A 24424-nucleotide genomic window follows, 5' to 3' on the forward strand; every position below is an offset into this window, starting at 1 on the left:
GTGGTGCATCTCGCAGCGGGAGGGAAGGATGCCGGCCGGCCCGGGACGGGCGGACACCCACGCCGCCCCGAAACGCTCGGCCGCGTCGACACATGATCACCCCACCCCTCTGACCTGCGACCATTTCCCCAGGTCAGAGCAGTTGGCAACGGTGTTCAGTGCTGTGTTGCCGGATACCCCCCGCCCGTAGTTGACTGGCTTTCCCGGGCCGATACGGGCCCGGGTCCGCAAGACGACCGGAGGCGTCCCATGGGGGCTGGGCACGATCACGGGCACACGCACGGTGGGCCCCCGCCGACCGGCACCGCGGCCGCCGCGTACCGGGGCCGGCTGCGGGTCGCGCTCTGCATCACGCTCACCGTGATGGTCCTGGAGATCATCGGCGGTCTGCTCTCGGGTTCACTCGCGCTGATCGCCGACGCCGCCCATATGGCGACCGACGCGCTCGGGCTCAGCATGGCCCTGCTGGCGATCCACTTCGCCAACAAGCCGGCCGGGCTCAACCTCACCTTCGGCTATGCCCGCGCCGAGATCCTCGCCGCCCTGGCCAACTGCCTCCTGCTGCTCGGGGTGGGCGGCTATCTGCTCTTCGAGGCGATCGAGCGCTTCATCACACCGGCCGAGACCCGGGGCGGCCTGACGATCGTCTTCGCCCTGGTCGGCCTCGTCGCCAACGTGATCTCGCTGTCGCTGCTGATGCGCGGGCAGAGGGACAGTCTCAATGTGCGCGGCGCCTATCTGGAGGTGCTGGCGGACGCGCTCGGCTCGGTGGCCGTGATCGTCTCGGCGGGCGTCATCCTGGCCACCGGCTGGCAGGCCGCCGACCCGATCGCCTCGCTGCTGATCGGCCTGATGATCGTCCCCCGCACGGTGAAGCTGCTCCGGGAGACGCTCACGGTGCTGCTGGAGTCGGCCCCCAAGGGCGTCGACATGGCAGAGGTGCGGGCCCACATGACGGCGCTGCCCGGGGTGCTGGACGTCCACGACCTGCACGTGTGGACCATCACGTCGGGTATGCCGGTGCTCTCCGCCCATGTGGTGGTGCACCAGGAGCTGCTCGACTCGGTGGGGCACGAGAAGTTGCTGCATGAGCTGCAGGGCTGTCTCGGTGTTCATTTCGATGTCGAGCACTGCACGTTCCAGCTCGAACCGATCGGTCATGCGGAGCACGAGGCCAGGCTCTGTCACTGAACTACCCCTCGGCGCGCGGGTGTAGGGTCCCAGCAGAGGTGTGTGAGCCTCGCCCGTGTCCGCGAGAGGAGCTGAGGTTGATGACCGTCGCGACGGCGCCCGCCCGGCGCAGTGTCCGGTCCTTCTTCACCTCCCGGGTTCCCGGCTGACACCCCGGCTCGCACCGAGAGAATCGGCACCCCGGCTCACACCGGGCCGCCGCGTTCGGCCGGAACCCTCTCACTCAAGGGTTTCCCACGTTGACCGACAACGCTCACACCGTCCGTGACGATCACGCCGCGCGTCACGAGGCGTTCTTCTCCCTGCACCACGGCCTGCCCCGGCAGAGCCCCGGCTCCGACGCGACCACCCGGCGGCTGCTCGCCCTCACCGGCCCGCTGCCGCACCGCCCGCGCGTCCTCGACCTGGGCTGCGGCCCCGGCAGGTCCGCGCTGCTGCTCGCCGCCGAGGCGGGCGCCGAGGTGACCGCCGTCGACACCCACCAGCCGTTCCTCGACGAGCTGCGCACGGCCGCGGAGGTACGCGGGCTGGGCGACCGGATCCGTACCGTCCGGGCCGATATGGGCCGACTCCGCGGACCCGGCACACCGGACCTCCCGGACGGGTCGTTCGATCTGGTCTGGGCCGAGGGGTCCGCGTACATCATCGGTTTCGACACCGCGCTGCGGGACTGGAAGCGGCTGCTCGCCCCGGGCGGCTCCCTGGTCGTCAGCCAGTGCGTCTGGACGACGGACGAGCCGTCGGACGAGGCGCGCGCCTTCTGGGACCAGGACGGCCCGATGCTCCCGGTGGCCGGGCAGACGGCTGCGGCCGTCGCGGCCGGATATCACGTCCTCGGGGTGCGGGTGCAGCCGGAGAGCGACTGGGACGAGTACTACGTTCCGCTCGCCCGGCATGCCGAGGCCGCGGATCCGTCGGCGCCCGGTATGGCGTGGGCGCTCGCGTCCACGCGTGCGGAACTGGCCATGCGCCGCGACCACGGCGGTGAGTACGGCTACGCCGCGTACGCCCTGCGCCCCGCCGACCCCCGCTGGACCACCCGGCCGGAGACGGCGGCGGACACCGGGACCGTGCACGCGGTCAACGCCGCCGCGTTCCCGACACCCGACGAGGCCCGTCTCGTCGACGCGCTGCGGGCCGATCCCCGGGCCTGGCTGCCCGGCCTGTCGTACGTGGCGCAGGACGGACCCGACGGTGGCATCGCCGCGTACGCGCTGCTGACCCGGTGCCGGGTCGGCGACACGCCGGCGCTGGCACTGGCACCCGTGGCGACCGTCCCCGACCGGCAGCGCGAGGGCGCCGGCCAGGCGGTGGTACGGGCGGTGCTGGACGCGGCCCGGCTGCGGGGTGAACGGCTCGTGCTGGTGCTCGGGCATCCCGGGTACTACCCGAGGTTCGGATTCGTGCCGGCGTCCCGGTTCGGGATCCGGCCGGGCTTCGAGGTACCGGACGACGCGATGATGGCTCTCGTTCTCGACGATTCCGCGCCGGTGCCGCAGGGCACGATCCAGTATCCGGCGGCATTCGGCGTCTGAAGTGTGGTCCGGTCCCCCCGCATCCGTGCAGTGCGGTGGGACCGGACATGCCAGGACCCTAAGTACGGACAAGCCGCTTTTGTACGGCAGACTTGAGCAGACTCGAGGGGACCGGCGCACGGTGCCGGGGACCATAGCGAAGGATGGGTATGCCGACCACACCAGCCACTGCGGCGAACAGCTCGTCGAACGGCACAGCAGAAGCGATCATGCTCGAACTGGTCGACGAGAACGGCACCACCATCGGCACGGCGGAGAAGCTCGCCGCCCACCAGGCGCCCGGTCAACTGCACCGTGCGTTCTCCGTGTTCCTCTTCGACGAGCAGGGCCGACTGCTGCTGCAGCGCCGCGCGCTCGGCAAGTACCACTCCCCCGGTGTCTGGTCGAACACCTGCTGCGGCCACCCGTATCCGGACGAGGCGCCCTTCGCCGCAGCCGCCCGGCGTACGTACGAGGAGCTCGGGATCTCGCCGTCGCTGCTCGCCGAGGCCGGCACCGTCCGTTACAACCACCCCGACCCGGCGTCCGGTCTGGTGGAGCAGGAGTTCAACCATCTCTTCGTCGGGCTGGCACAGGCGCAGCTTCGGCCGGACCCCGAGGAGATCGGCGAGACGGCGTTCGTGGCCGCCGACGAACTGGCGAAGCGGCATGCCGAGGTACCGTTCTCGGCCTGGTTCATGACGGTGCTCGATGCGGCGCGCCCGGCGATCAGGGAGCTCACCGGCCCGTCCGCGGGCTGGTGACGACGGGACGGGAACGGACAAGGGGGCGGGCGGTCAGAGAAACGGCTTCAGCGGCAGTGCCGCCCAGATGATCTTGCCGCCGCCCGCGGTGTGCTCGACGTCGCAGGTGCCGCCCGCTTCGCGGGTGATCTCCCGGACCAGCAACAGCCCGCGCCCGCCCGTCTGCGCATAGTCCGTCTCCAGGGCCGTCGGCCGGTACGGATGATTGTCCTCCACGGACACTCTGACCCATTCGGCACCGACGGCCACCTCCACGGCGAGCTCCGGGGAGAGCAGCACCGCGTGCTTCACCGCGTTGGTGACGAGCTCGGAGACGATCAGCAGCAGACCCTGGGTGATGTCCTCGTCCATCGGGACGCCCTGGCGGTTCAGCAGATCACGTACGGCGTGCCGGGCCTGCGGTACGGAGACGTCGACGGCCGGCGCGGTGAACCGCCAGACCCCTTCGTACGACACGGGCCGGGCCGGGACACTCCCGCGGCTCTCCATAGTTCCGGCACCCGCTCTCGCCTCGATGGTCACTGCACGTCGAGTACAGAGTGCGGGGAGTGGTTGGTCCGGACCGTACTACTGAACAAAAGTCGACTCCTATCGACGGAATTTGATCGAAGGGGTATGACAGCGTCAGTTCTCGGACTGTTTCTGATCTTCTTCTGATGGCTTGCCCGTCGGCTCCCCGGTCACTGTCTGTTCCGACACCAGCGAGACGATGCGGCGGCCGCCGACCCCGATCGCGATCAGCCCGAGGCCGTCGAAGAGCAGCGCGAGCGAGAAGAAGAGGCCGAGCACGTAGAGGCTGCTGTGCGGCCAGTCGAAGAGCACGAGCAGCCCCAGCAGCAGACCGAAGGCGCCCTGCAGCAGCGTCCAGCCCATCTGCGGTCCGCGCACCACGACGCTGCCCACCAGACGGAACAGCCCGCCGGTCAGGAAGAGCAGCGCAGCGAACATGGTGAGCGCCTCGGCCGTGCCGTGGGGGTGGCGGATGACGACGACTCCGGCGGCGATGTTGAGCGCGGCGACCACGACACCCAGCCAGAAGTAGTTGGTGCCGCGGGACTCGACCGCGTGGAGCAGACCCACCACCCCGCCGATCAGCAGCAGCCAGCCGAAGAGGATCATCGAGGTGAGGGTCGCGGCGCCGGTGTAGACGAGGCCGACCAGGCCCGCCACGACGAGCAGGGCGCCGAGCAGAGCGAGCCGGCCGAAACTGCGGCGCAGCTCTCTGCCCTGGACTGCGGGATCGGCCATCGGACAGCTCCTCACGGTGCGTGCCTGCTTCGCGACCCCTTCTTGATCATAGATTCGAACAGGGTGGATAGCATCCGGCACATGGACCGCAAGGAACCGCAGCTGGAGCACACCGTCGCGGACGGATTCGCCACCGTCGTGATCAGCAACCCGGCCAAACGCAATGCGATGACGGCCGCGATGTGGCGGGCGCTGCCCGTACTGCTGGAGCGGCTGGCCGCCGACCCCGCCGTGCGCGCCCTGGTCCTGACCGGCGCCGGGGACACCTTCTGCGCCGGTGCGGACATCTCCTCGCTGCGTGACCGGGCGAACGATCCGGCGTACGACCCGCAGGCACTCGCGGTGGCGGCCGAGGAGGCGCTCGCCGCCTTCCCCCGGCCGACACTCGCCGCCGTGCGCGGCTACTGCGTGGGCGGCGGCAGCCAGCTTGCGGCCGCCTGCGATCTGCGGTTCGCCGAGGAGGGCGCGGCCTTCGGCGTCACCCCGGCCAAACTGGGGATCGTCTACGCCGCGTCGTCGACCCGCCGGCTGGTCGCGCTCGTCGGACCGGCCACGGCGAAGCATCTGCTGTTCTCCGGCGAACTGATCGGTACGGAGCGGGCGCTGCGGGCCGGTCTGGTGGACGAGGTGCTGCCGACCGGTGAGCTGGACAAGCGGGTGGAGTCGTATGTACGGGTCCTGGCCTCGCGCTCGCAGCTGACCCAAGCGGCGGCGAAGGAGTTCGCCACGGGGCGGGAGGACCGGGACGCGTACTGGGCGGAACAGGCGCGCCTCAGCGGCGACACCGCGGAGGGGGTCGCCGCCTTCCTGGAGCGGCGGGCGCCACGCTTCACCTGGACCACCTGAGCACGGGGGCGTGGCGGGCATGCGGATCCGGTCGGTCTCCTGCACGGTCCCCGGGGTACCGCACGTACCGACCAGTCGGTAACGTGCGGGCATGAGTACTCTGCCGCCGCGCGCCGGACGCCGCTGCCACAACGCCATCAACCCGCTGCACTCGACGGTCTACTTCTCCCCCGACCTCGGCAAGGAGCTCGCAGAGCTCGGTATCCACGACGCGAGGGCTGCCTACTTCGCCTCCCGTGGGGCGGCCCTGGGCGCTGTCGGACCGGGCACGGTCACCTCGACCTTCTACAACTTCAACCACGACCTCGTCGCGGAACACCTGCCCGCGGTGTGGTCCGTCGCCTCGCCGGAGGCCGTCCTGGCGGCCCGGCTGCGCGCGGTCGACACGACGCTGCGGCGGTTGCTGGGCCCGGAGATCATCGGCTCCCCCGAGCTGGCGGAGGCGGCGGAGCTGGCGCTGCGCGCCGCCGGGGCGTGCACCCGACACGCCCGGCCGCTCTACGCCGCCCACGCCGATCTGCCGGTGCCGGACCAGCCGCACCTGGCGTACTGGCACGCCGCGACACTGCTGCGCGAGCACCGTGGCGACGGCCATCTCGCCGCGCTCCTCGCCGCCGGGCTCGACCCGGTCGAGGCCCTGGTCAGCCACACCGCGACCGGCAAGGGCATGTCGCCTCGCTGGATCCTCGGCACCCGCGGCTGGCGCCGCACCGACTGGGAGGCCGCGGTCGAGCGGCTGCGCGGGCGTGGACTGCTCGACGGCGAGGGCGAGTTGACGGAGGCGGGCGTCGCCCTGCGCGCGGAGCTGGAGGAGGTCACGGACCGGATGGACGCGGCTCCTTACGAGCATCTGGGCGCCGAGGGCGTGGCGCGGCTGACCGAACTGGCGCGCGGGTTCCTGTTCACGGCCGCCTCGGCGGGTGCCTTCCCGGCGGATCTGACCGGCAAGGGCTGAGCCGCCGACCGGTCGACAAATGGGGTGGTCGGGCGACACGGCACCCGGCCACCCGGCACAATGCTGGCGAAGGAGCCACGGCACGTCCTGGCCCCCGGTAAGCACAGCCAGTACGAGAAGGCGAGTCGGTAGAAACCGTGACGACGTCCATCGAAGGCAGGATCGCCGAGGAGCTCGGCGTACGCGAGCGACAGGTGAAGGCGGCCGTAGAGCTGCTCGACGGCGGCTCGACCGTCCCGTTCATCGCCCGTTACCGCAAGGAAGCGACCGAGATGCTCGACGATGCGCAGCTGCGCACGCTCGAGGAGCGGCTGCGGTATCTGCGGGAGCTGGAGGACCGGCGTACGGCGGTCCTCGACTCCGTGCGCGAGCAGGGCAAGCTGGACGAGGCCCTGGAGGCGCAGATCCGGGCCGCCGACACCAAGGCCCGTCTTGAGGACATCTATCTGCCGTTCAAACCGAAGCGGCGGACGAAGGCGCAGATCGCCCGGGAGGCGGGGCTCGCACCGCTCGCCGAGGGACTGCTCGGCGACCCGTCGGTCGAGCCGCTCGTCGCGGCGGCCGCCTTCGTGGACGCCGACAAGGGCGTCGCGGACGCGGCGGCGGCGCTGGAGGGTGCCCGCGCGATCCTGGCCGAGCGGTTCTCGGAGGACGCGGACCTGATCGGTGAGCTGCGTGAGCGCATGTGGTCGCGCGGACGGCTGGCGGCGAAGGTACGGGACGGCAAGGAGGAGGCCGGTGCGAAGTTCGCCGACTACTTCGACTTCGCCGAGCCGTTCACGGCGCTGCCCTCGCACCGGGTGCTCGCGATGCTCCGGGGTGAGAAGGAGGACGTGCTCGACCTGGTCCTGGAGCCGGAGGAGCCGTCGGACGTGCCGGGCCCGTCGACGTACGAGAACATGGTCGCCCGCCGGTTCGGGGTGGCCGACCGCGGCCGCCCCGGGGACAAGTGGCTCGGAGACACGGTGCGCTGGGCATGGCGGACCCGGATCCTCGTCCATCTCGGGATCGATCTGCGGCTGCGGCTGCGTACGGCGGCGGAGGACGAGGCGGTACGCGTCTTCGCGTCGAACCTGCGCGATCTGCTGCTCGCCGCCCCGGCCGGGACGCGGGCCACGCTGGGGCTCGACCCCGGTTTCCGTACGGGCGTGAAGGTCGCCGTCGTCGACTCGACCGGCAAGGTCGTCGCGACGGATGTCATCCACCCGCACGTCCCGGCGAACCGGTGGGACGAGTCGCTGGCGAAGCTGGCGCGGCTGGCGAAGGAGCACTCGGTCGATCTGATCGCGATCGGCAACGGCACCGCGTCCCGCGAGACGGACAAGCTCGCCGGCGAACTGTGCGACAAGCACCCGGAGCTGAAGCTCACCAAGGTGATGGTGTCCGAGGCGGGCGCCTCGGTCTACTCGGCCTCGGCCTTCGCCTCGCAGGAGCTCCCGGACATGGACGTGTCGTTGCGCGGCGCGGTGTCGATCGCGCGGCGCCTGCAGGACCCGCTGGCCGAGCTGGTGAAGATCGACCCGAAGTCGATCGGTGTCGGCCAGTACCAGCACGATCTGTCCGAGGTGAAGCTGTCGCGCTCGCTGGACGCGGTCGTCGAGGACTGTGTGAACGGCGTCGGTGTCGACGTCAACACCGCGTCGGCACCCCTGCTTGCGCGGGTCTCGGGCATCGGTTCCGGCCTCGCCGAGAACATCGTCGCGCACCGGGACGCGAACGGCCCCTTCCGGTCCCGGAAGGCGCTCAAGGACGTGGCGCGGCTGGGCCCGAAGGCGTACGAGCAGTGCGCGGGGTTCCTCCGCATCCGGGGCGACGACCCGCTGGACGCGTCGAGCGTCCACCCGGAGGCGTACCCGGTGGTGCGGCGGATGGCGAAGACGGTGGGCGGCGAGGTCGCCTCGCTCGTCGGCAACTCCGGTGTGCTGCGGTCGCTGCGGGCCGATGACTTCGTGGACGAGAAGTTCGGGCTGCCGACGGTCACGGACATCCTGAAGGAGCTGGAGAAGCCTGGTCGCGACCCGCGGCCCGCGTTCAAGACGGCCACCTTCAAGGAAGGCGTCGAGAAGCTCGGCGACCTGGTCTCCGGGATGGTGCTGGAGGGGGTCGTGACGAACGTCGCCGCGTTCGGGGCGTTCGTGGACGTGGGTGTGCACCAGGACGGTCTGGTGCATGTGTCGGCGATGTCCAAGACGTTCGTGAAGGACCCGCGGGACGTGGTGAAGCCGGGCGACATCGTGAAGGTGAAGGTGATGGACGTCGACATCCCGCGGAAGCGGATCTCCCTGACGCTGCGGCTGGACGACGAGGCGGCGCCGCAGGCCGCGGGCGGCGGCCAGCGCCGCGAGCGCGGCCAGGGCGGGGCCCGCCCGCCCCAGCAGCGCGCCCCGCGCGAGCGCCGCGACGGCGGGGGCGGCGCCCGCCAGGCGGCGGGTCCGGCCCCCACGAACAGTGCGATGGCCGATGCCCTGCGCCGCGCGGGCCTGGCGGACGGCGGCAAGTCCGACGACCGCCGCGGCAGGCGCTGACGGGGCCGTGGCCCGGCCGGGCGGGTACGCCGAGGCCCGGACGGTCCCCGGCGTACCCGCCCGGAATCGCCTCGGGAACCGGTCGGCGCCCGAACCGCGCGCGCTGAGCACACCGACGGCCTGTGGGTCGTGCGGCAACCCCGCTGAACTGCGCAGTTCCTGCACGAGGGGCGGGCGCCCCAGGGAGCACATCCCCGGGGCGCCCGCCCCTCGTGCAGCCGGCCGCTACCGGCCGGCCACCTCCGCCATCTCCTTGCGGTCCGCATGTCCCCCGGTCGCGCGGAGCTTCAGCGACGCGCGGCGGGCCGGAATCAGCAGGGCCGCGAGGGCTGCGGCAAGGCACAGAAGCGTGAGCAGGGTGAAGCCGTGGGTGTACCCGGTCTCGTACGGGAGTCCGGTCGGCTGGAGCCGGCCGGTGACCAGGATCCCGGTGACCGCGGCGCCGATGGAGCCGCCGATGGTGCGGATGTTGGCGTTCATGCCGGTCGCAGCGCCAGTCTGGTCGGCCGGGACGCTGTGCACGATGAGTGTGGCCATGGAGGCGAACGCCAATCCGATACCGAGGCCGAACACCCCGGCGGCGACGGCCACCTGCCAGACCTGCCCGTGCCAGACGGTGAGCAGCCCGCAGGCCACCGCACCGAGGGCCGCGCCGGCGACGAGCAGGTTCTTCGCGCCGACCACGGGAGCGAGACGGCCGCTGAGCACTCCGGAGACGAACATCGCGACCAGCATGGGCAGCATCAGCAGTCCGGCCCCGGTGACACTGGAGCCGAAGCCGTACCCGGCGGCCGACGGGGTCTGCACGAAGCCGGGCAGGAACGACCACACCGAGTACATGCCCGCCCCGAAGAGCAGTGCGGCCGTGTTGGTCGTCCACACCGGGTACAGCCGCATGATGCGCAGATCGATCAGCGGGTGTTCGGCCCGCTGCTCGGCGAACAGCCACGCGGCGAACAGCACGACGGCGACGCCGAACAGCCCGAGGACCCGCGCCGAGCCCCAGCCCCACGAGCTCGCCTGGCTGAGCGGCAGCAGCAGCGCCACCAGCCATCCGGAGAGCAGGAACGCGCCGGCCCAGTTGACCCGGCCCTCGGCGCGCCGTGGCGACTCGGGCACGTGCCGGAAGGCGATGGCGGCGGTCAGCGCGACGACGATCACCGGCAGCCAGAACAGCCAGCGGTAGTCGAGCGTGGCGACGATGGGCCCGGCGAGCACCATGCCGAGGCCGCCGCCCGCGGCGATGACCGCGGACAGGTTGCTGATACTGGCGCCGACCCGGGAGGCGTCGAACTCGTCCCGGATGATGCCGAAGGACAGGGGGAAGAGGGCGCCGCCGATGCCCTGGACGACCCGCGCGACGATCAGGATCCCGATGTTGGGCGCGAGCGCGGCCAGCAGGCAGCCGACGAGTACCGCGACCAGCGAGGCGACGAGCGTGCGCTTCTTGCCGATCAGGTCGCCGACGCGGCCGAGGATCGGCGTGAAGATCGAGGCGGAGAGGAGGTAGGCCGTCATCACCCAGGTCACCGTCGCCTGCGAGGTGTGCATGGCGTGCTGGACGGTGGGCAGGGCCGGAGCGATCAGCGACTGGAGGAGGGAGAACACACCCGCACCGGTCGCGAGGACGGCGAAGGTGACCCGGTTCGAGGAACGCGGTCGGGATGGAGCGGACAAAGTCGGCTTCTCTCTCGGGTATGCGGGCATGCGCGCTCTGCGGAACGGCGCATTACGGGTGTCGTCCCGGTGGGGAGTGCGGGGTGCCCTGGGGCACGGACACGGGGCGCGGCCTCGCTGCCGCGTCTGGAAGGATGGAAGCCGTCGGGCACAGCCGACGCCGGAAGCTTCTCCACTGGTAAAGTGGAGGAACACCTCCAGATTAGCGGAGGCGACCCTCCGGTTCAAGTCAGGGAGGCACAACGTGGCGCACACCCCGGTGGGCGAGATCGTCGAGGCCCGGCGTCCGCGCCGCGCCGACGCCCGGCGCAACTACGACGCGCTGCTGAAGGCCGCCCGTGAGACCTTCGCCGCGCAGGGCGCCGACGCCTCCCTGGAGGACATCGCGCGCCGCGCGGGCGTCGGGATCGGCACGCTGTACCGCAATTTCCCGACCCGCCTCCAGCTCTTCGAGGTCGTCTACGCGGACGAGGTCGACGCCCTGTGCCGGGTCGCCGACGAGGTCGCGGACGAACCTCCGTGGCAGGCGCTGACCGTCTGGCTGCGCCGCTTCGTCGAGTACATGGTCACCAAGCGGGCCATCCGCGAAGCGGTGGACAGCGAGTCCGACGTGTTCGTCTCCTGCCGCGCCTCGATGTACGAGGCAGGCTCCCCGCTGTTCACGCGCGCCCAGGATGCCGGAGCGATCCGCCTCGACATGTCCTTCGACGACCTGATCCGCATGGTCGCGGGCGTCACCGGGGCGTCGTACCCCACGACCGAACAGCGCGACCGCGTCCTGGAGATCGCCCTGGACGGCGTCCGCGCCCGCTGAGCCCTCACGTCCTGGGGAGCAGGAGGGAGCGGGCTCCCTCCTGCTCCCCAGGACGTCAGCTCTCGGTGACCTTGCCCCCGTCCACCCGCAGCATGCGCGTGGTACGGACGACATCGAGCATCCGCCGGTCGTGCGTGACCAGCAGCAACGTCCCGGTGTACGAGTCGAGCGCCGACTCCAGCTGCTCGATCGCGGGCAGGTCGAGGTGGTTCGTGGGCTCGTCCAGGACCAGGAGGTTCACTCCCCGGCCCTGGAGCAGGGCGAGCGCCGCCCTGGTGCGCTCGCCCGGGGAGAGGGTCGTCGCGGGACGCATCACATGGTCGGCACGCAGCCCGAACTTGGCGAGCAGCGTGCGGACTTCGGCCGGTTCGGTCTCGGGGACGGCGGCGCAGAACGCCTCCAGCAAGGTCTCCGATCCGTGGAACAGCCTCCGTGCCTGGTCGACCTCGCCGACCACGACGCCCGAGCCGAGCGTGGCATGGCCCGAGTCCAGCGGCAGGCGGCCGAGCAGCGCCGCGAGGAGGGTGGACTTGCCCGCCCCGTTGGCGCCGGTGATGGCCACCCGGTCCGCCCAGTCGATCTGCAGCGACGCCGGACCGAACGCGAAGTCGCCGCGCACCACCTCCGCGTCGCGCAGCGTGGCGACGACGGAACCGGAACGCGGGGCCGTCGCGATCTCCATCCGCAGCTCCCACTCCTTGCGCGGCTCCTCGACGACGTCGAGCCGTTCGATCATGCGCTGCGTCTGCCGGGCCTTCGCGGCCTGCTTCTCGCTGGCCTCACTGCGGAACTTGCGGCCGATCTTGTCGGAGTCGGTGGCCTTGCGGCGGGCGTTCTTGACGCCCTTGTCCATCCAGCCGCGCTGCATCTGCGCCCGCCCTTCGAGGGCGGAGCGCTTGTCGGCGTACTCCTCGAACTCCTCGCGGGCATGCCGGCGGGCGCGGTCGCGCTCCTCCAGGTAGGCCGCGTAGCCGCCGCCGTACAGGTTGATCTGCTGCTGGGCGAGGTCCAGTTCGAGGACCTTGGTGACCGTGCGCATCAGGAACTCGCGGTCGTGGCTGATGACGACGGTGCCGGCGCGCAGCCCGGAGACGTACCGCTCCAGGCGCTCCAGGCCGTCCAGGTCGAGATCGTTGGTCGGCTCGTCGAGCAGGAAGATGTCGTACCGCGACAGGAGCAGCGAGGCGAGTCCGGCGCGGGCGGCCTGACCGCCGGAGAGCGCGCTCATCGGCAGGTCGAGGCCGACGGTCAGGCCGAGGTCTGCGGCGACCTCGTCGGCGCGCTCGTCCAGGTCGGCGCCGCCGAGGGCCAGCCAGCGTTCCAGGGTCTCGGAGTAGGCGTCGTCCGCGCCCGGTGCCCCGTCGACGAGGGCCTGGGTGGCGGCGTCCATCGCCTGCTGGGCGCCGGCGACGCCGGTCCTGCGGGCCAGGAACTCCCGCACGGTCTCCCCGGGCCGGCGTTCCGGCTCCTGCGGGAGGTGACCGACGGTGGCCGTGGGCGGGGAGAGCCGCAGCTCGCCCTCCTCCGGCCGGTCGAGCCCGGCGAGCAGCCGGAGCAGGGACGATTTTCCGGCTCCGTTGACTCCGACGAGACCGATCACGTCACCGGGCGCGACGACGAGGTCGAGTCCGGCGAAGAGTGTGCGGTCGCCGTGTCCGGCGGCGAGGTCCTTGGCGACGAGAGTGGCAGTCATCAGGATCCCGATCCTAATCGGCGACCGGTGCCTTCCTCGCCGGGTCCGGCACCTCAGTGGTGCACCATCGGTGCGACCAGGACGCTCCCCGCGGTGCGTGCCACCAGGAAGGACTGGCCCTTCACGGCCCGTGCGTCCAGCGCGATGCGGTGCTCCCCGGATTCCAGTACGCCGTCGAAGACCTCCTGCGCATGGGTGCGGTACAGCCGGTCGAGACGGTACGCGACCAGGGTGACCCGGCAGGTCGAGGTGACGTCGACGCCGGCCGTGCCGTCCGCCGCCGTCAGCCCGACCAGCCGGCGCTGGGCGGGTGCGCTGCGGTCCAGGGCGTGCTCGATCTGGGCGAGCAGCACGGGGACCACCGGGGCGAGGCCGTCCACATAGGCGACGTCCGCACCGGCCCGGGTGAATGCCCGCCGTGCCGCGGCGCGTTCGTCCTCGGTGATCGCCCGGCCGAAGGCCACGGCACGGTAGCCGCGGAGCTCCTCGGGCGACACCTGCGCGACGTCGGCGGTGACGTCGGCACCGATGCCGATGGCGCGCAGAGCGGCGGCGAGCTTGGCGAGCACGGCGACGCGGGCGCCGATCAGCAGGACGCGGCGCCCGGTCGGCGCGTCCGGTCCCGGCCGGGCCCCGCCGTCCGCCACCGCGGCCGGGAGCAGACGTTCCAGTTCCTGCCGGTACTGGTCGCCGTCGAAGCGGAACGGCCCTATGCCGTGGTAGCCGCTCCGCGCCAGGTCGACGGTCTCGTAGGTCTGCCAGGCGAAGTCACGCCAGACGATGTCGGTGCCGTCCCGTTCGATGACGGCGGTGACCGCCCCGCATTCGAGGCTCTCGCACTCGGGGCAGCCGTAGATCACGTAGCGGCCGCCGCCCAGCGGGGCGTCCGCTTCGAGCAGCAGACGTCGCACATGGGTGGTGAAGATCGCGGGCGGTACGTCGGAGGCGAGCGGGGACACGGCGTCGAGGTCGGAGAGCTGGAACAGCAGCGGACGGCCGTCCACGAGGAAATCCATGAAGTCCCGGTGCACCTGGTAGTCGCCATGGGCGAGGACTCCACCGGCTCGCATCGCCGGCGCCAGGCCGAAAGTCGCGTACTCGGCAGACATGTCCCGAGTATTCCCTTCGCGCACCTGTTGTGAGCACCGCATCGGGCATTTCCGTTAGCGTCCGCCCATGAGCGAAGCAAGGGCAGCTGTGACGGGGCGTACGGACGAGTCGGACGTGATTGTGGTGGGCGGTGGGGTCAGTGGGCTGACCACGGCACTGGTGCTGGCCGGACGCGGCCACCGGGTGCGGGTCTGGTCACGGGAGGCGGCCGCGTCGACGACCTCGGCGGTGGCGGGGGCGCTCTGGTGGCCGTACCGGATCGAGCCCGAGGAGCTGGTCGGCGACTGGGCGCTGCGCACGCTGCGGTGGTACGAGGAGCTGGCCGAACGCCCGGACGAGACCGGTGTCCGGCTGGTCGCCGGCGTGCACCGGGGCGAGCGGCTCGCGGCCCTGGGGCCGTGGGCGGCGAAGCTGACGGACCTGGTCCAGGTCGAGGAGGGGCTACGGGCCCGGCTCCCGCTGATCGACATGCCGGTGCATCTGAGCCGGCTGGAGCGGCGGCTCGCCGCGGCCGGGGGCGCGATCGAGCAGCGTACGGTCACCTCGCTCGACGAGGCCGCGGCGCAGGCCCCGGTCGTGGTCAACTGCACCGGTCTCGGCGCCCGGGAGCTGGTGCCGGACACCGGGATGCGGCCGGTGCGCGGGCAGTTGGTGCTGGTGGAGAACCCGGGCATCGAGGAGTGGTTCACCGAGACGGACCCGGTGTCGGAGGCGTCGACGTACTTCTTCCCGCAGCCCGGGAGGCTGGTCCTCGGCGGTACGGCGGAGACGGACGACTGGAACGCGGAGCCGGATCCCGGTACGGCCGAGCAGATCGTGGCGAGGTGTGCGCGGGTCCGGCCGGAGATCGCGCGGGCCCGGATCATCGGACACCGGGTGGGGCTGCGGCCGGCCCGCGACGCGGGGGTGCGCATCGAGGCCGAACCGCTGCCCGGTGGGGGGCGGTTGGTGCACAACTACGGGCACGGGGGCGCGGGGGTGACGGTGGCTCTGGGCTGCGCCGAGGCGGCAGCCGACCTCGTCGGCTGAGCTAGGCCGGCTGCGGGCCGGCGGCCGCGCCCCCTGTTCATGGGATCAACCACACGGGATCAACAAGCGTTATCGGCCTGCCCGCCGGTGAGGTGATAGGTCGCGCGCTCGTCGAGAAGGAGCGGGATCAGGTTCCGGGCCGGCTGACGCAGCGGTACGTACGCCCCGTCGCCGTCACGCCGTGAAGTGACACCGTGCAGGGCGAGTTCGTCCTTGACGTCGGCGAACTGGGCGGCGGTCAGCCGGTAGCCGCAGGGCGGGTCCTGCAGGATCTCCGCGGGCTCGGCCGCCTCGTTGTCCGCACCACCCAGGTAGACGGGACCGCGGTCGGCGTACCCTGCCGCACGGGACGCGGCCGTGGCGGCCCCGATGCGCCCGCGTCGCTCGTCGGCGAAGCTGAGCAGCCCGTCGAGCGCGGCGAGTTGCGAGTCGACACGACGCCGGCTGTTGAGTGCCGGATCTGCCTTCTCGGCGTCGGTGAGCGCGTCGACCCGGGACTCGATGAGCAGGCCGACCGCGTGCTTGATTCCGGCGGTGTTGCGCAGGATGCGCTCCTGTCCGTCGCCCGCGGTCTGCTTGATCGGGTCGCCGGTGACCGGGTCGGTCCAGATTCCGTAGAGGCCGCTGCTGTAACCGGCGTCATGCGCGGTGGGCCGCACGTACCGCTCGGACAGCGTCTGCGATTCGCTGTGCACCCGGTCGTCGGCGTTGAGGTTGCGGGGCCAGAGGACGAACAGGTCCTTGTCGTAGTACAGCGGCGTGGCACCGTACTCGTGCAGGTCGTAGATCACATCGGGCTTGCGGTCGCGGATGACCGCGGCCATGGCCCGGGCCTCGGCGGTCTGCAGGGCGATGTGGTCACGGTTGATGTCGACGCCGTCGGAGTTGCCGCGGGTGTTCGCGGCGCGCCCGTCGGGGTTGGCGGTGGGGACGACGAGGACGTCGGTACGGGAGAGAAAGGCGCGGGTCGCCCGGTCCTCGGCGTAGGCGAGATCGCGGACGGTGGTCAGGCAGGCCTCGCGGCCGGACGGTTCGTTGCCGTGCTGGCTGCAGACCAGCAGCACGGTGCCGGCCGTGGGGCGGTGGTTGCCGATGCGGACGAGCTGGAGCGGACGGCCCTGTTTCGTCGTACCGATCCGGTCGATGGAGACACGGTCGCTGCCCCGGTCGACGGCGGCGAGGAACGACTGTTCCTCGGGCTGACCGGTCCAGTGGGCCCCGTTGCTGATCTCGAAGCCGGTACGGGGCGGAGTGTGCGCGGCCTCGGCCGGCACCGTGACCAGCGGCACGGCGAGCGCCGCGGCCGCGGCCGTCAGCGATCTGTACGTCAAGCGGGTGCCCCGCACACGTATCGGCATCTGCGGAAGGTACCCCGGTCAACTCCTGTGCAACAGGGGGCGATCGCTCACCAACGTGACCGTTCGGCAGTCAAGATGCCATGTCGGCCGAATGGCGACCGGGTGACCGCAGTGGCCATGGGCACGCCCGGGACGGATGACGCTCCACGGTCCCGAAGAGACCGGTCGGAAGGTCATCCGCCCCGACGGCGGCGGCCGCAGCCCCTACCCGGCCGTGTCTGCGGACTCGGCGGCGCCGCTGGGTTCGTGCGAGGGGATCGCGCCTGCCGGCGGTGCCTGTCGCACGGCCCGGTTGGCCGTGGTGAGGAGGGCCAGCGCGAGCAGCCATGCAGCGCAGAGCCAGACGAGAGGCTCGGCACCCAGCGCGGTGATCAGCACGCCGCCCGCGAGCGTGCCGATCGACAGGGCCCCCGTGGTGAGCGTCGCGACCGCACTCGTCGCCCGGCCCCGCAGTTCATCGGGGGTGATGGCCAACTGGTGGGTCGACATGGCCACCGCGTACACCGGGGCCACCAGCGACTCGGCGGCCGCAACCGCCGCCAGCAGCATCGGGTTGGGCGCCAGCGCGTACAGCGGGAACATCAGCGCCTCCAGCCACAGCATGACCAAGGCAATCCGTCCGAGCGGGAATCGGCGCGTGACCCGGTCCGAGACCAGCGCCCCCGTCATCGCACCGACGGCCGCGCCGCTGAAGATGACGCCTATCCACAGCGGTGAGGAGCCGAGCCGCTGGGCGAGGGTGATGATCAACAGATATCCGGCGCCGTACCGCACTTTGTCGGCGGCCGATACCAGCGTGAGGAAGCGGATGACGGGCTGCCGCCAGAGCCAGCCGAGCCCCTCCCGGATCTCGGTGGTGAACCCGGCCGTCGTGCGCACATCCTGACGGTCCGTCTGGAACCGGGCGCGCATCAGCCGCAGCGACGCCGCGGACACGGCGAAGGAGACCGCGTTGACGGCGAACGGGACGGTCCGCCCGGCGGCGTAGAGCGCACCGGCGAGCGGAGCCCCGAAGACATTCACCGCGCCGGTGGCGGACTGCTGGTAGCCGAGCGCGGTGGACAGCTGCCGGGGATCGACGACGTTGGGCAGTGCTGCGGTGCTTGCGACCTGGAAGAGGGTCGTCAGGATCCCGGTGAGCAGGGCCGTCGCGTACAGCTGCGGCAGCGTGAGCTCGTCCAGCCACAGCGCGGCGGCGACACCGGCAGTGAGCACGGTCCGGCCGAGTTCGCACCAGATCATGGTGGCCCTGCGGTCCCACCGGTCGGCAAGCGCGCCCGCGACCAGCCCGAACGCCAGGAAGGAAAAGGTGCCGAGGCCGAGTACGAACCCGGCCTGAGTGGCCGACCCGGTGAGGGCCAGCACGATCAGCGGCAAGGCCATGAAGTGCGCCTGGTCGCCGATGGCGGAGATCAGCTGACCGCTCAGCAGCAGCGAGAAGTCCCGGTTCCGAAGCAGGCCGGGACGACGAAGAGTATGCACAGTAGTTACGCTCCGTAATAGCTCTAGGACACAGGGGTGGCGTCGAAGCTGGTGTCCGAGCTAAGAAACACGGGGCGTGGCGGTCATAGGCGGACCGTACCCGGGGCGCAGACGGGGCCGCAATCGAATTGGCATCGAGCGCCGCATGGCTCCGGCGCTTCGCCATGGAGTCGAAGACCTGGCCTCTCCCCGGCGGGGGCGGCGGCGCCCGGCCGTCGGACGAGGGCGCCGGTTAGGGTGGCGGGGTTCGTGCTGTTCCGCCAGTCCTGGCCGGTTCCTGCCGGTTCCCGTGCGTACGAGGAGCGTCCCTTGTCCGGTCCGACCCCCGATTCCTCCCGTGATGCCCGCCCCACGCTGGAGGCCGTGGCGGCCCGTGCCGGAGTCTCCCGGGCGACGGCCTCCCGGGTCGTGAACGGCGGGGCGGGGGTGCGGCAGCCGCTGGTGGAGCAGGTCCGCAAGGCGGTCGAGGAACTCGGGTACATACCGAACCATGCGGCGCGGACCCTGGTCACCCGGCGCAACGGCGCGGTCGCCGTGATCATCGACGAGCCGGAGTTCAGGATCTTCTCCGATCCGTTCTTCTCCCGGCAGATTCGCGGCATCAGCCGAGAACTCAACGCACACGACGCCCAGTTGGTGCTCCTCCTGGTGGAGGGCAGCGGGGACTTCGACCGGGTCACCCGCTATCTCGCCGGTGGCCATGTGGACGGGGTACTGGCGTTCTCCCTGCACACCGACGACGAACTGCCCGCCGTCATCAGCCGGTTCCGGGTCCCCACCGTCTACGGAGGCCGCCCCGGTAGCTCCGGGGACGCCTCGGAACACGCCGTCCCCTACGTCGATTGCGACAACCGCGGCGGGGCCCGCGAAGCCGTGCGCCACCTGGTCTCGCTCGGCAGGCAGCGGATCGGGCACATCGCGGGGCCCCGCGACCAGACGTCGTCACTCGACCGGATCGACGGCTACCGCGATGTGCTGCCCGAAGCCGATCCGTCACTGGTCGTGGACGGCGACTTCACCGTCGAGGGCGGCGCCCGGGCCATGGCGCACCTGCTGGAGCACCACCCCGACCTCGACGCCGTCTTCGCCGCCAACGACCTGATGGCCTCGGGCGCGCTGCGCGTGCTGGGCCGGCACGGCCGCCGGGTACCGGAGGACGTGGCCCTGGTCGGCTTCGACGACATGGCGCAGGTCGCCGATGTGACGGACCCGCCGTTGACGACGATTCGTCAGGATGTGGAAGGAATGGGGCGGTTGATGGTTCAGCTGCTGATGCAGAGGCTGAACGGCGACGGGACGGAACCCGACTCGGTGATCACACCGACTCGGCTCATCCGGCGGGCATCGGCCTGAAAAAGCATGTCCATGTGGAAAACTCGGATCATGGATAATCCCTCTCGCGCACTGTCCGACAGGCTGCAGACGGACCGGCCGCACTCGGCCCGGGTATGGAACTACCTTCTCGGGGGCAAGGACAACTACCCCGTCGATGCCGAATCCGGCGACATGATTCTGCAGGCGTTTCCCGACTTCGCCCAAATCGCCCGGCTGCAACGGGCGTTCCTTGCCCGCGCCGTGCACCACCTGACCGCGGAAGCGGGCATACGCCAGTTCCTCGACATCGGCACCGGTCTGCCCACCGCCGACAACACCCATGAGGTGGCCCAGCGACTGGCACCGGAAAGCCGGGTGGTGTACGTCGACAACGACCCTCTCGTACTCACCCACGCCCGCGCACTGCTCGCCGGCACCCCGGAGGGAGAGTGCGCGTACATCGACGCCGATGTGCGGGACGTCGACACGATCCTCGAACAGGCCGCCAAGACACTGGATTTCAGCCGGCCGATCGGTCTGACGATGCTGGGGATCATGGGCCAGCTGCCTGACGAGGACGGGCCGCAGGCCATCGTCGAGCGGCTCGTGGCGGCGCTGCCCTCGGGCAGTTACCTGGCACTGAGCGACGGCACGGACACGAGCGAGACGCTGAACGAGGCCATCAGGACGTACAACGCGCACTCGGCCAGCTCGTACCACCTGCGCAGCCCGGAGCGGATCGCCGCCTACTTCCATGGCCTGGAACTGCTCGACCCCGGGGTCGTCAGGACGGCTGCCTGGCGGCCCGAACCCGGCCAGGCCCTGGACGACGCCTCGCTGGGCCACGCGGCCAGCGGAGTCGGTCGCAAGCCCTGATCGGGACACCTCCTTGCGAGGCTGACGGGCGGCGCCGACCACGCCGCCCGTCGCGGTCGGCGGCATCGGCGGCATCGGCGGCATCGGCGGCATCGGCGGCATCGGCGGCATCGGCGGCATCGGCGTGAGCCTCCCGCGGCGGTCGGCGCGAAGCCCGGGGACGAGTCAGCGCGAAGGACCCCGGACGGCCCTGCGGTGCTCCGCCCGCGCCTGGCGGGCGTACGGCAGATAGCGCAGCCGCTCAGGCAGCGCGGGCACCACGACGCGGACGACACCGCAGAACCGCCGCAGCCTCCGCTCCTGCGTGTCCGTCCACTCCAGACCGATCGCCTCGCGCGCGTCCGGCGGCATCAGCCCGATGGTGATGAACCTGCGGAACCGGGCCAGCGGCGGCAACAGGACCGGCCACAGGGCCTTGAGCAGGAACCTCACCGGCAGCGGGCCCCGGTTCGGCGGCGGTACGGGCCGGTCGGTGGCGACCAGCTCCTCGACGACGACGGTCGCCTCTATCTCGTCGGCCAGCACCTTGCGGTAGTACGGCCAGAACTCCTCGATCGACTGCGGCATGTCCCGGTCGCGGATGCCCAGAATCCGGCCGACCTGCAGCCACTCCCGGTACAGGGCCTGCTCCTGCGCCTCCGTCAGCGGACGGACGAGATACCGCGTGCCGTGCCGGTAGATGGGGAAGCCCGTGGCGTGCACCCACGCATAGTTCGCAGGGGTGAGCGCGTGGTAGCGCCGTCCTCGGCCGTCGGTTCCCTGAATGGTGCGGTGCAGGTTCCGGAGCCTGCGCCCCTCCTCGGCGGCCTGCTCACCCCCGTACACCCAGAGCTGCAGCGAGCGCAGCGACCGCTCGCCGCGCCCCCACGGGTCCGTGCGGAACACCGAATGGTCGTCGACGCCCGCGCCGACCGCCGGGTGGGCGACCTGGAGTGTGAGAGCGGCAGGAAGCATGAGCAGAGCGCGGACGTCTCCGGACAGGCTCCAGAGCACGCCCCCGGGCGGTGGCGGCCCGGGATCCCTCTCCCTGCCCCTGTCCCTGTCTCTGCCCCGGGGTCCTTCGCTGCTCATGCGGGTGCTCCCAGCGGTCGGCGGCGTGCGGGCCGGTGCCCGGCGGTATGAGTTCCAGTATGCGATCACGGGCAGGGGCGGTTACCCGTAGTCGTACACCGTCACGGCAACCCCCCGGCTCAGCAGACGCCGCTCGATCAACGGCTCGACCCGGGACCACGTCCCGCCCGCCAGGCCGCACCCGATCCGGGGCATGTGAACCGACGCGCCCAGTTCGACGGCCCGTTCGGCCACCGACTCCAGTGCCGCGTCCATCGCCTCGTACCGCACGGGTACGCCCTTGCTGCCCGTACGGATGCCGCGTTGCCCCACCATGTTCGCCACCCACACATACGGCCCCACCTGGACGAACTGCGCCGCGCCCAGGCCGAAGTCATTGCCCGCGCGATCCCGGTGCCAGCGTCGGTACGCGGCTTCGGGTTCGGGCCAGCGGTGCGATAGGGCGAGGACGAAGCCCTTGCCCCAGCCGCCCAGGTCGTTGCAGACATGCGCGATCAGCTTGACGCCCTTGCCGTGCGGGGCGGTGGCGTCCCCCCGTACATACGTGATCTCCGGCATGACACCACCGTACGGACCACCACTGACAACCGAACGAAGGACGGCGGCGCATCGACGCGGCCGGAGACTTTCACAACACTGGTGAGACAGCAATACTGTTGAACCGGATGGATGGTGCACAGGCACTGCAGTGGCCACGGACAGCCGTGTCCCGCGGTCAGCAGCGAGGAGCAGATATGGCGACCGGGACCGAGGAGCTGAGGCTCACCGTCGACGAGCTGGCGGCGCGTGCCGGAGTCACCGTACGCACGGTGCGTTTCTACAGCACCCGCGGCCTGCTGCCGCCGCCGGTGATCGGGCCGCGCCGCGTCGGGCACTACGGGCACGACCATCTCTCCCGGCTGGCGCTGATCGAGGAGCTTCAGCACCAGGGCATGACGCTCGCCGCGATCGAACGCTACCTGGAGCAGTTGCCACCCGACCTGAGCGCGCACGACCTGGCGATCCACCGGGCGGTGGTGGCGTCCTGGGCTCCGGATTCGGCCGAGGACGCGACCCGGGCCGAGCTGGAACGGCGCGCCGGACGGGCGCTGAGCGAGGCGGACATCGACCGGCTGGCCGCGATGGGGGTGCTGGAGCACGCCGAGTCGGCGGACGACACCTACCGGGTGGATCCGGGGCTGCTGCGGCTCGGGGTCGAGCTGCTCGATGTGCCGATCGCGCACGAGACGATCCTTTCGTCGCGCACGGTACTGCTGGAGCACGCCCGGTCCGCCGCGCAGGAACTGACGCGGCTGTTCAGGGACGAGGTGTGGGGTCCGTACCGGGAGAGGGAGTCGGACCCGGAGCACGTGGCGACGATGAAGTCGCTGTCGGCCCATATGCAGCCGCTCGTGCTGCAGGCGCTGGTCACCGCCTTCCAGCGGTCGCTCAAGGAGGAGCTGCGGGCCGCGTTCACGGCGGAGTGAGACCGCCGCCGGCGGCCGCAGCGCCTCCCGGAGCGTGGTCCGTCACGAGGCGGCGTCGTCCCACAGCGCGGTGGTGCGGGCGTCGGTGAGTGCGCCGATGCGGTCGAGGAAGGCGTCGGCCGGCTGTGGGTCGAGGCGGCGTCCGTCGCGCAGCCGTACGGCGACGTGGTCGTCGACGGCTTCCTTCGCCCCGATCACGGCCTGGTACGGCACCAGACGGTCCTCCCGGATGCGGGCGCCCAGACTGCCGCGTTCCGGCCCGGCGATCTCGGCCCGCAGTCCGCGGTCGGTGCAGCGCCGGGCGAGCGCCACGGCGTTCGGCAGTTCCGCCTCGGAGATCGGGAGGATCGCCAGCTGGGTCGGGGCGAGCCAGGCGGGGAAGGCTCCGCCGTGCTGTTCGATAAGATGGGCGACGGCCCGTTCCACGCTGCCGATGATGCTGCGGTGGACCATGACGGGCCGGTGCTTCGCGCCGTCCGCGCCGATGTAGTGCAGATCGAACTGTTCGGGCTGGTGGAAGTCGACCTGGACGGTGGACAGGGTGGATTCCCTGCCCGCGCCGTCGGTGACCTGGACGTCGATCTTCGGGCCGTAGAACGCGGCCTCGCCCTCCGCCGGGTCGTAGGGCAGCCCGGAGCGGTCGAGCACCTCGGTCAGCAGGGCGGTGGACCGCTGCCACATCTCCGGGGCGGCCACGTACTTCCCGCCCGGGCCGGGGAGGGAGAGCCGGTAGCGGGTCGGGCGGATGCCCAGCGCCTCGAACGCCTCGCGGATCATGTCCAGTGCCGCCCGCGCCTCGTCGGCGACCTGGTCCAGGGTGCAGAAGATGTGCGCGTCGTTCAGCTGGATGGCCCGGACGCGGGTCAGTCCGCCGAGCACGCCGGAGAGTTCGGAGCGGTACATACCGCCCAGTTCGGCCATGCGCAGCGGCAGTTCGCGGTAGCTGTGGGAGCGGGAGCGGTAGATCACCGCGTGGTGGGGACAGAGACTGGGCCGCAGGACGACCTGCTCCGATCCCAGGTCCATGGGCGGGAACATGTCGTCGCTGTAGTGCGACCAGTGCCCGGAGATCTCGTACAGCTCCCGCTTGCCGAGCACCGGCGAGTAGACGTGCCGGTAGCCGGCCCGCCGCTCGGCGCTGCGGATGTACTCCTCCAGGGTGTGCCGCACGGTCGCGCCGTCGGGCAGCCAGTACGGAAGGCCCGCGCCGATCAGCGGGTCGGTGTCGAACAGGGCCAGTTCGCGGCCGAGCTTGCGGTGGTCGTGCATGGCGGTCTCCTCGCGGTCATCGGGCGAGTGACCTCCCCCACACTCTCGGCTTCGCTCGAGCGGTGAGGGACCCCGTGCCGAAGCCCCGGGGCACTCGCCCCGGGGCTTCGGACTGAGACATCTGTCAGCGCGCCGGGACACTCTCCGGCGTCGTCGTCATGGCAGCGCGCTTCATGGCGCTGACGCTAGCAGGGTGTCCCGCTGTCCACCCGGCATTTTCCG

General features: G+C 71.3%; 21 protein-coding genes. 11 read left to right on the forward strand and 10 right to left on the reverse strand.

Translation table 11 applies throughout. From position 1 onward, the window contains the following. Nucleotides 1–249 precede the first annotated feature (249 nt). The 3 genes from LRD69_RS30090 to idi all read left to right on the forward strand — a co-directional run bounded on the left by LRD69_RS30090 (nucleotide 250) and on the right by idi (nucleotide 3469). Nucleotides 250–1191, forward strand: a complete 942-nt coding sequence (locus LRD69_RS30090) for a cation diffusion facilitator family transporter (protein ID WP_277330004.1) — start codon at nucleotides 250–252, stop codon at nucleotides 1189–1191. A 239-nt stretch (nucleotides 1192–1430) separates the two neighbouring features. Beyond that, a complete protein-coding gene (locus LRD69_RS30095; protein ID WP_277330005.1) occupies nucleotides 1431–2726 on the forward strand; it encodes a bifunctional class I SAM-dependent methyltransferase/N-acetyltransferase in 1296 nt (431 codons plus the stop codon). 149 nt (nucleotides 2727–2875) lie between these two features. Beyond that, nucleotides 2876–3469, forward strand: coding sequence for an isopentenyl-diphosphate Delta-isomerase (gene idi, locus LRD69_RS30100; protein ID WP_277330006.1), 594 nt, complete (start codon nucleotides 2876–2878; stop codon nucleotides 3467–3469). Nucleotides 3470–3502: 33 nt separating this feature from the next. Here idi and LRD69_RS30105 read toward each other — a convergent pair whose 3' ends face one another. Then, entirely contained in the window at nucleotides 3503–3958 is a 456-nt protein-coding gene (locus LRD69_RS30105) for an ATP-binding protein (protein WP_277330007.1), read from the reverse strand. Between the two features lie 135 nt (nucleotides 3959–4093). Further along, nucleotides 4094–4717: a DUF308 domain-containing protein gene (locus LRD69_RS30110; protein ID WP_277330008.1), complete on the reverse strand. Its 624-nt coding sequence runs from the start codon at nucleotides 4715–4717 to the stop codon at nucleotides 4094–4096. 81 nt (nucleotides 4718–4798) lie between these two features. Between LRD69_RS30110 and LRD69_RS30115 the strand changes: the two genes are divergently transcribed. From LRD69_RS30115 to LRD69_RS30125, 3 genes are all read left to right on the forward strand, one after another. Then, nucleotides 4799–5563: an enoyl-CoA hydratase-related protein gene (locus tag LRD69_RS30115; RefSeq protein ID WP_277330009.1), complete on the forward strand. Its 765-nt coding sequence runs from the start codon at nucleotides 4799–4801 to the stop codon at nucleotides 5561–5563. 91 nt (nucleotides 5564–5654) lie between these two features. Next, nucleotides 5655–6518 (forward strand): hypothetical protein, encoded by an 864-nt coding sequence (locus LRD69_RS30120; protein ID WP_277330010.1) that lies wholly within the window; start codon nucleotides 5655–5657, stop codon nucleotides 6516–6518. Nucleotides 6519–6655: 137 nt separating this feature from the next. Next, a complete protein-coding gene (locus tag LRD69_RS30125) occupies nucleotides 6656–9043 on the forward strand; it encodes a Tex family protein (RefSeq protein ID WP_277330011.1) in 2388 nt (795 codons plus the stop codon). Nucleotides 9044–9268: 225 nt separating this feature from the next. On the opposite strand, the gene LRD69_RS30130 is transcribed toward LRD69_RS30125, so the two are convergent. Next, the gene (locus tag LRD69_RS30130) at nucleotides 9269–10720 is read right to left on the reverse strand and encodes an MFS transporter (protein WP_277330012.1); all 1452 of its coding nucleotides are present in this window, start codon (nucleotides 10718–10720) and stop codon (nucleotides 9269–9271) included. A 244-nt stretch (nucleotides 10721–10964) separates the two neighbouring features. Between LRD69_RS30130 and LRD69_RS30135 the strand changes: the two genes are divergently transcribed. After that, entirely contained in the window at nucleotides 10965–11534 is a 570-nt protein-coding gene (locus tag LRD69_RS30135; RefSeq protein WP_277330013.1) for a helix-turn-helix domain-containing protein, read from the forward strand. A 55-nt stretch (nucleotides 11535–11589) separates the two neighbouring features. On the opposite strand, the gene LRD69_RS30140 is transcribed toward LRD69_RS30135, so the two are convergent. Together LRD69_RS30140 and LRD69_RS30145 are read right to left on the reverse strand one after the other, a co-directional pair. Beyond that, a complete protein-coding gene (locus tag LRD69_RS30140; RefSeq protein ID WP_277330014.1) occupies nucleotides 11590–13227 on the reverse strand; it encodes an ABC-F family ATP-binding cassette domain-containing protein in 1638 nt (545 codons plus the stop codon). Nucleotides 13228–13280: 53 nt separating this feature from the next. After that, nucleotides 13281–14336 (reverse strand): oxidoreductase, encoded by a 1056-nt coding sequence (locus LRD69_RS30145; protein ID WP_277330015.1) that lies wholly within the window; start codon nucleotides 14334–14336, stop codon nucleotides 13281–13283. 67 nt (nucleotides 14337–14403) lie between these two features. On the opposite strand from LRD69_RS30145, the gene LRD69_RS30150 reads away from it, so the two are divergent. After that, nucleotides 14404–15366: an FAD-dependent oxidoreductase gene (locus LRD69_RS30150; protein WP_277330016.1), complete on the forward strand. Its 963-nt coding sequence runs from the start codon at nucleotides 14404–14406 to the stop codon at nucleotides 15364–15366. A gap of 59 nt (nucleotides 15367–15425) precedes the next feature. Here LRD69_RS30150 and LRD69_RS30155 read toward each other — a convergent pair whose 3' ends face one another. Continuing rightward, nucleotides 15426–16724 carry a M14 family metallocarboxypeptidase gene (locus LRD69_RS30155; protein WP_277330017.1) on the reverse strand — a complete coding sequence of 433 codons (1299 nt, stop codon included), beginning with the start codon at nucleotides 16722–16724 and terminating at the stop codon, nucleotides 15426–15428. Between the two features lie 204 nt (nucleotides 16725–16928). After that, nucleotides 16929–18206 carry an MFS transporter gene (locus LRD69_RS30160; protein ID WP_277330018.1) on the reverse strand — a complete coding sequence of 426 codons (1278 nt, stop codon included), beginning with the start codon at nucleotides 18204–18206 and terminating at the stop codon, nucleotides 16929–16931. Between the two features lie 309 nt (nucleotides 18207–18515). Between LRD69_RS30160 and LRD69_RS30165 the strand changes: the two genes are divergently transcribed. Both LRD69_RS30165 and LRD69_RS30170 read left to right on the forward strand, forming a co-directional pair. Further along, nucleotides 18516–19559, forward strand: coding sequence for a LacI family DNA-binding transcriptional regulator (locus LRD69_RS30165; RefSeq protein WP_277330019.1), 1044 nt, complete (start codon nucleotides 18516–18518; stop codon nucleotides 19557–19559). Nucleotides 19560–19589: 30 nt separating this feature from the next. Next, a complete protein-coding gene (locus LRD69_RS30170) occupies nucleotides 19590–20396 on the forward strand; it encodes an SAM-dependent methyltransferase (protein WP_277330020.1) in 807 nt (268 codons plus the stop codon). Between the two features lie 165 nt (nucleotides 20397–20561). On the opposite strand, the gene LRD69_RS30175 is transcribed toward LRD69_RS30170, so the two are convergent. Both LRD69_RS30175 and LRD69_RS30180 read right to left on the reverse strand, forming a co-directional pair. Further along, the gene (locus LRD69_RS30175; RefSeq protein ID WP_277330021.1) at nucleotides 20562–21467 is read right to left on the reverse strand and encodes an oxygenase MpaB family protein; all 906 of its coding nucleotides are present in this window, start codon (nucleotides 21465–21467) and stop codon (nucleotides 20562–20564) included. An 81-nt stretch (nucleotides 21468–21548) separates the two neighbouring features. Continuing rightward, on the reverse strand, nucleotides 21549–22025 hold the full coding sequence (locus LRD69_RS30180) for a macro domain-containing protein (RefSeq protein WP_277330022.1): 477 nt from the start codon (nucleotides 22023–22025) through the stop codon (nucleotides 21549–21551). Between the two features lie 176 nt (nucleotides 22026–22201). Here LRD69_RS30180 and LRD69_RS30185 point away from each other — a divergent pair, with 176 nt between their 5' ends. Then, entirely contained in the window at nucleotides 22202–22933 is a 732-nt protein-coding gene (locus tag LRD69_RS30185) for a MerR family transcriptional regulator (protein WP_277330023.1), read from the forward strand. A 42-nt stretch (nucleotides 22934–22975) separates the two neighbouring features. On the opposite strand, the gene thrS is transcribed toward LRD69_RS30185, so the two are convergent. Next, nucleotides 22976–24343, reverse strand: coding sequence for a threonine--tRNA ligase (gene thrS / locus LRD69_RS30190; protein ID WP_277330024.1), 1368 nt, complete (start codon nucleotides 24341–24343; stop codon nucleotides 22976–22978). Nucleotides 24344–24424: the final 81 nt, after the last annotated feature.

Origin of the sequence: Streptomyces sp. JH14, from assembly GCF_029428675.1 — a bacterium.
Lineage (GTDB): Bacteria > Actinomycetota > Actinomycetes > Streptomycetales > Streptomycetaceae > Streptomyces.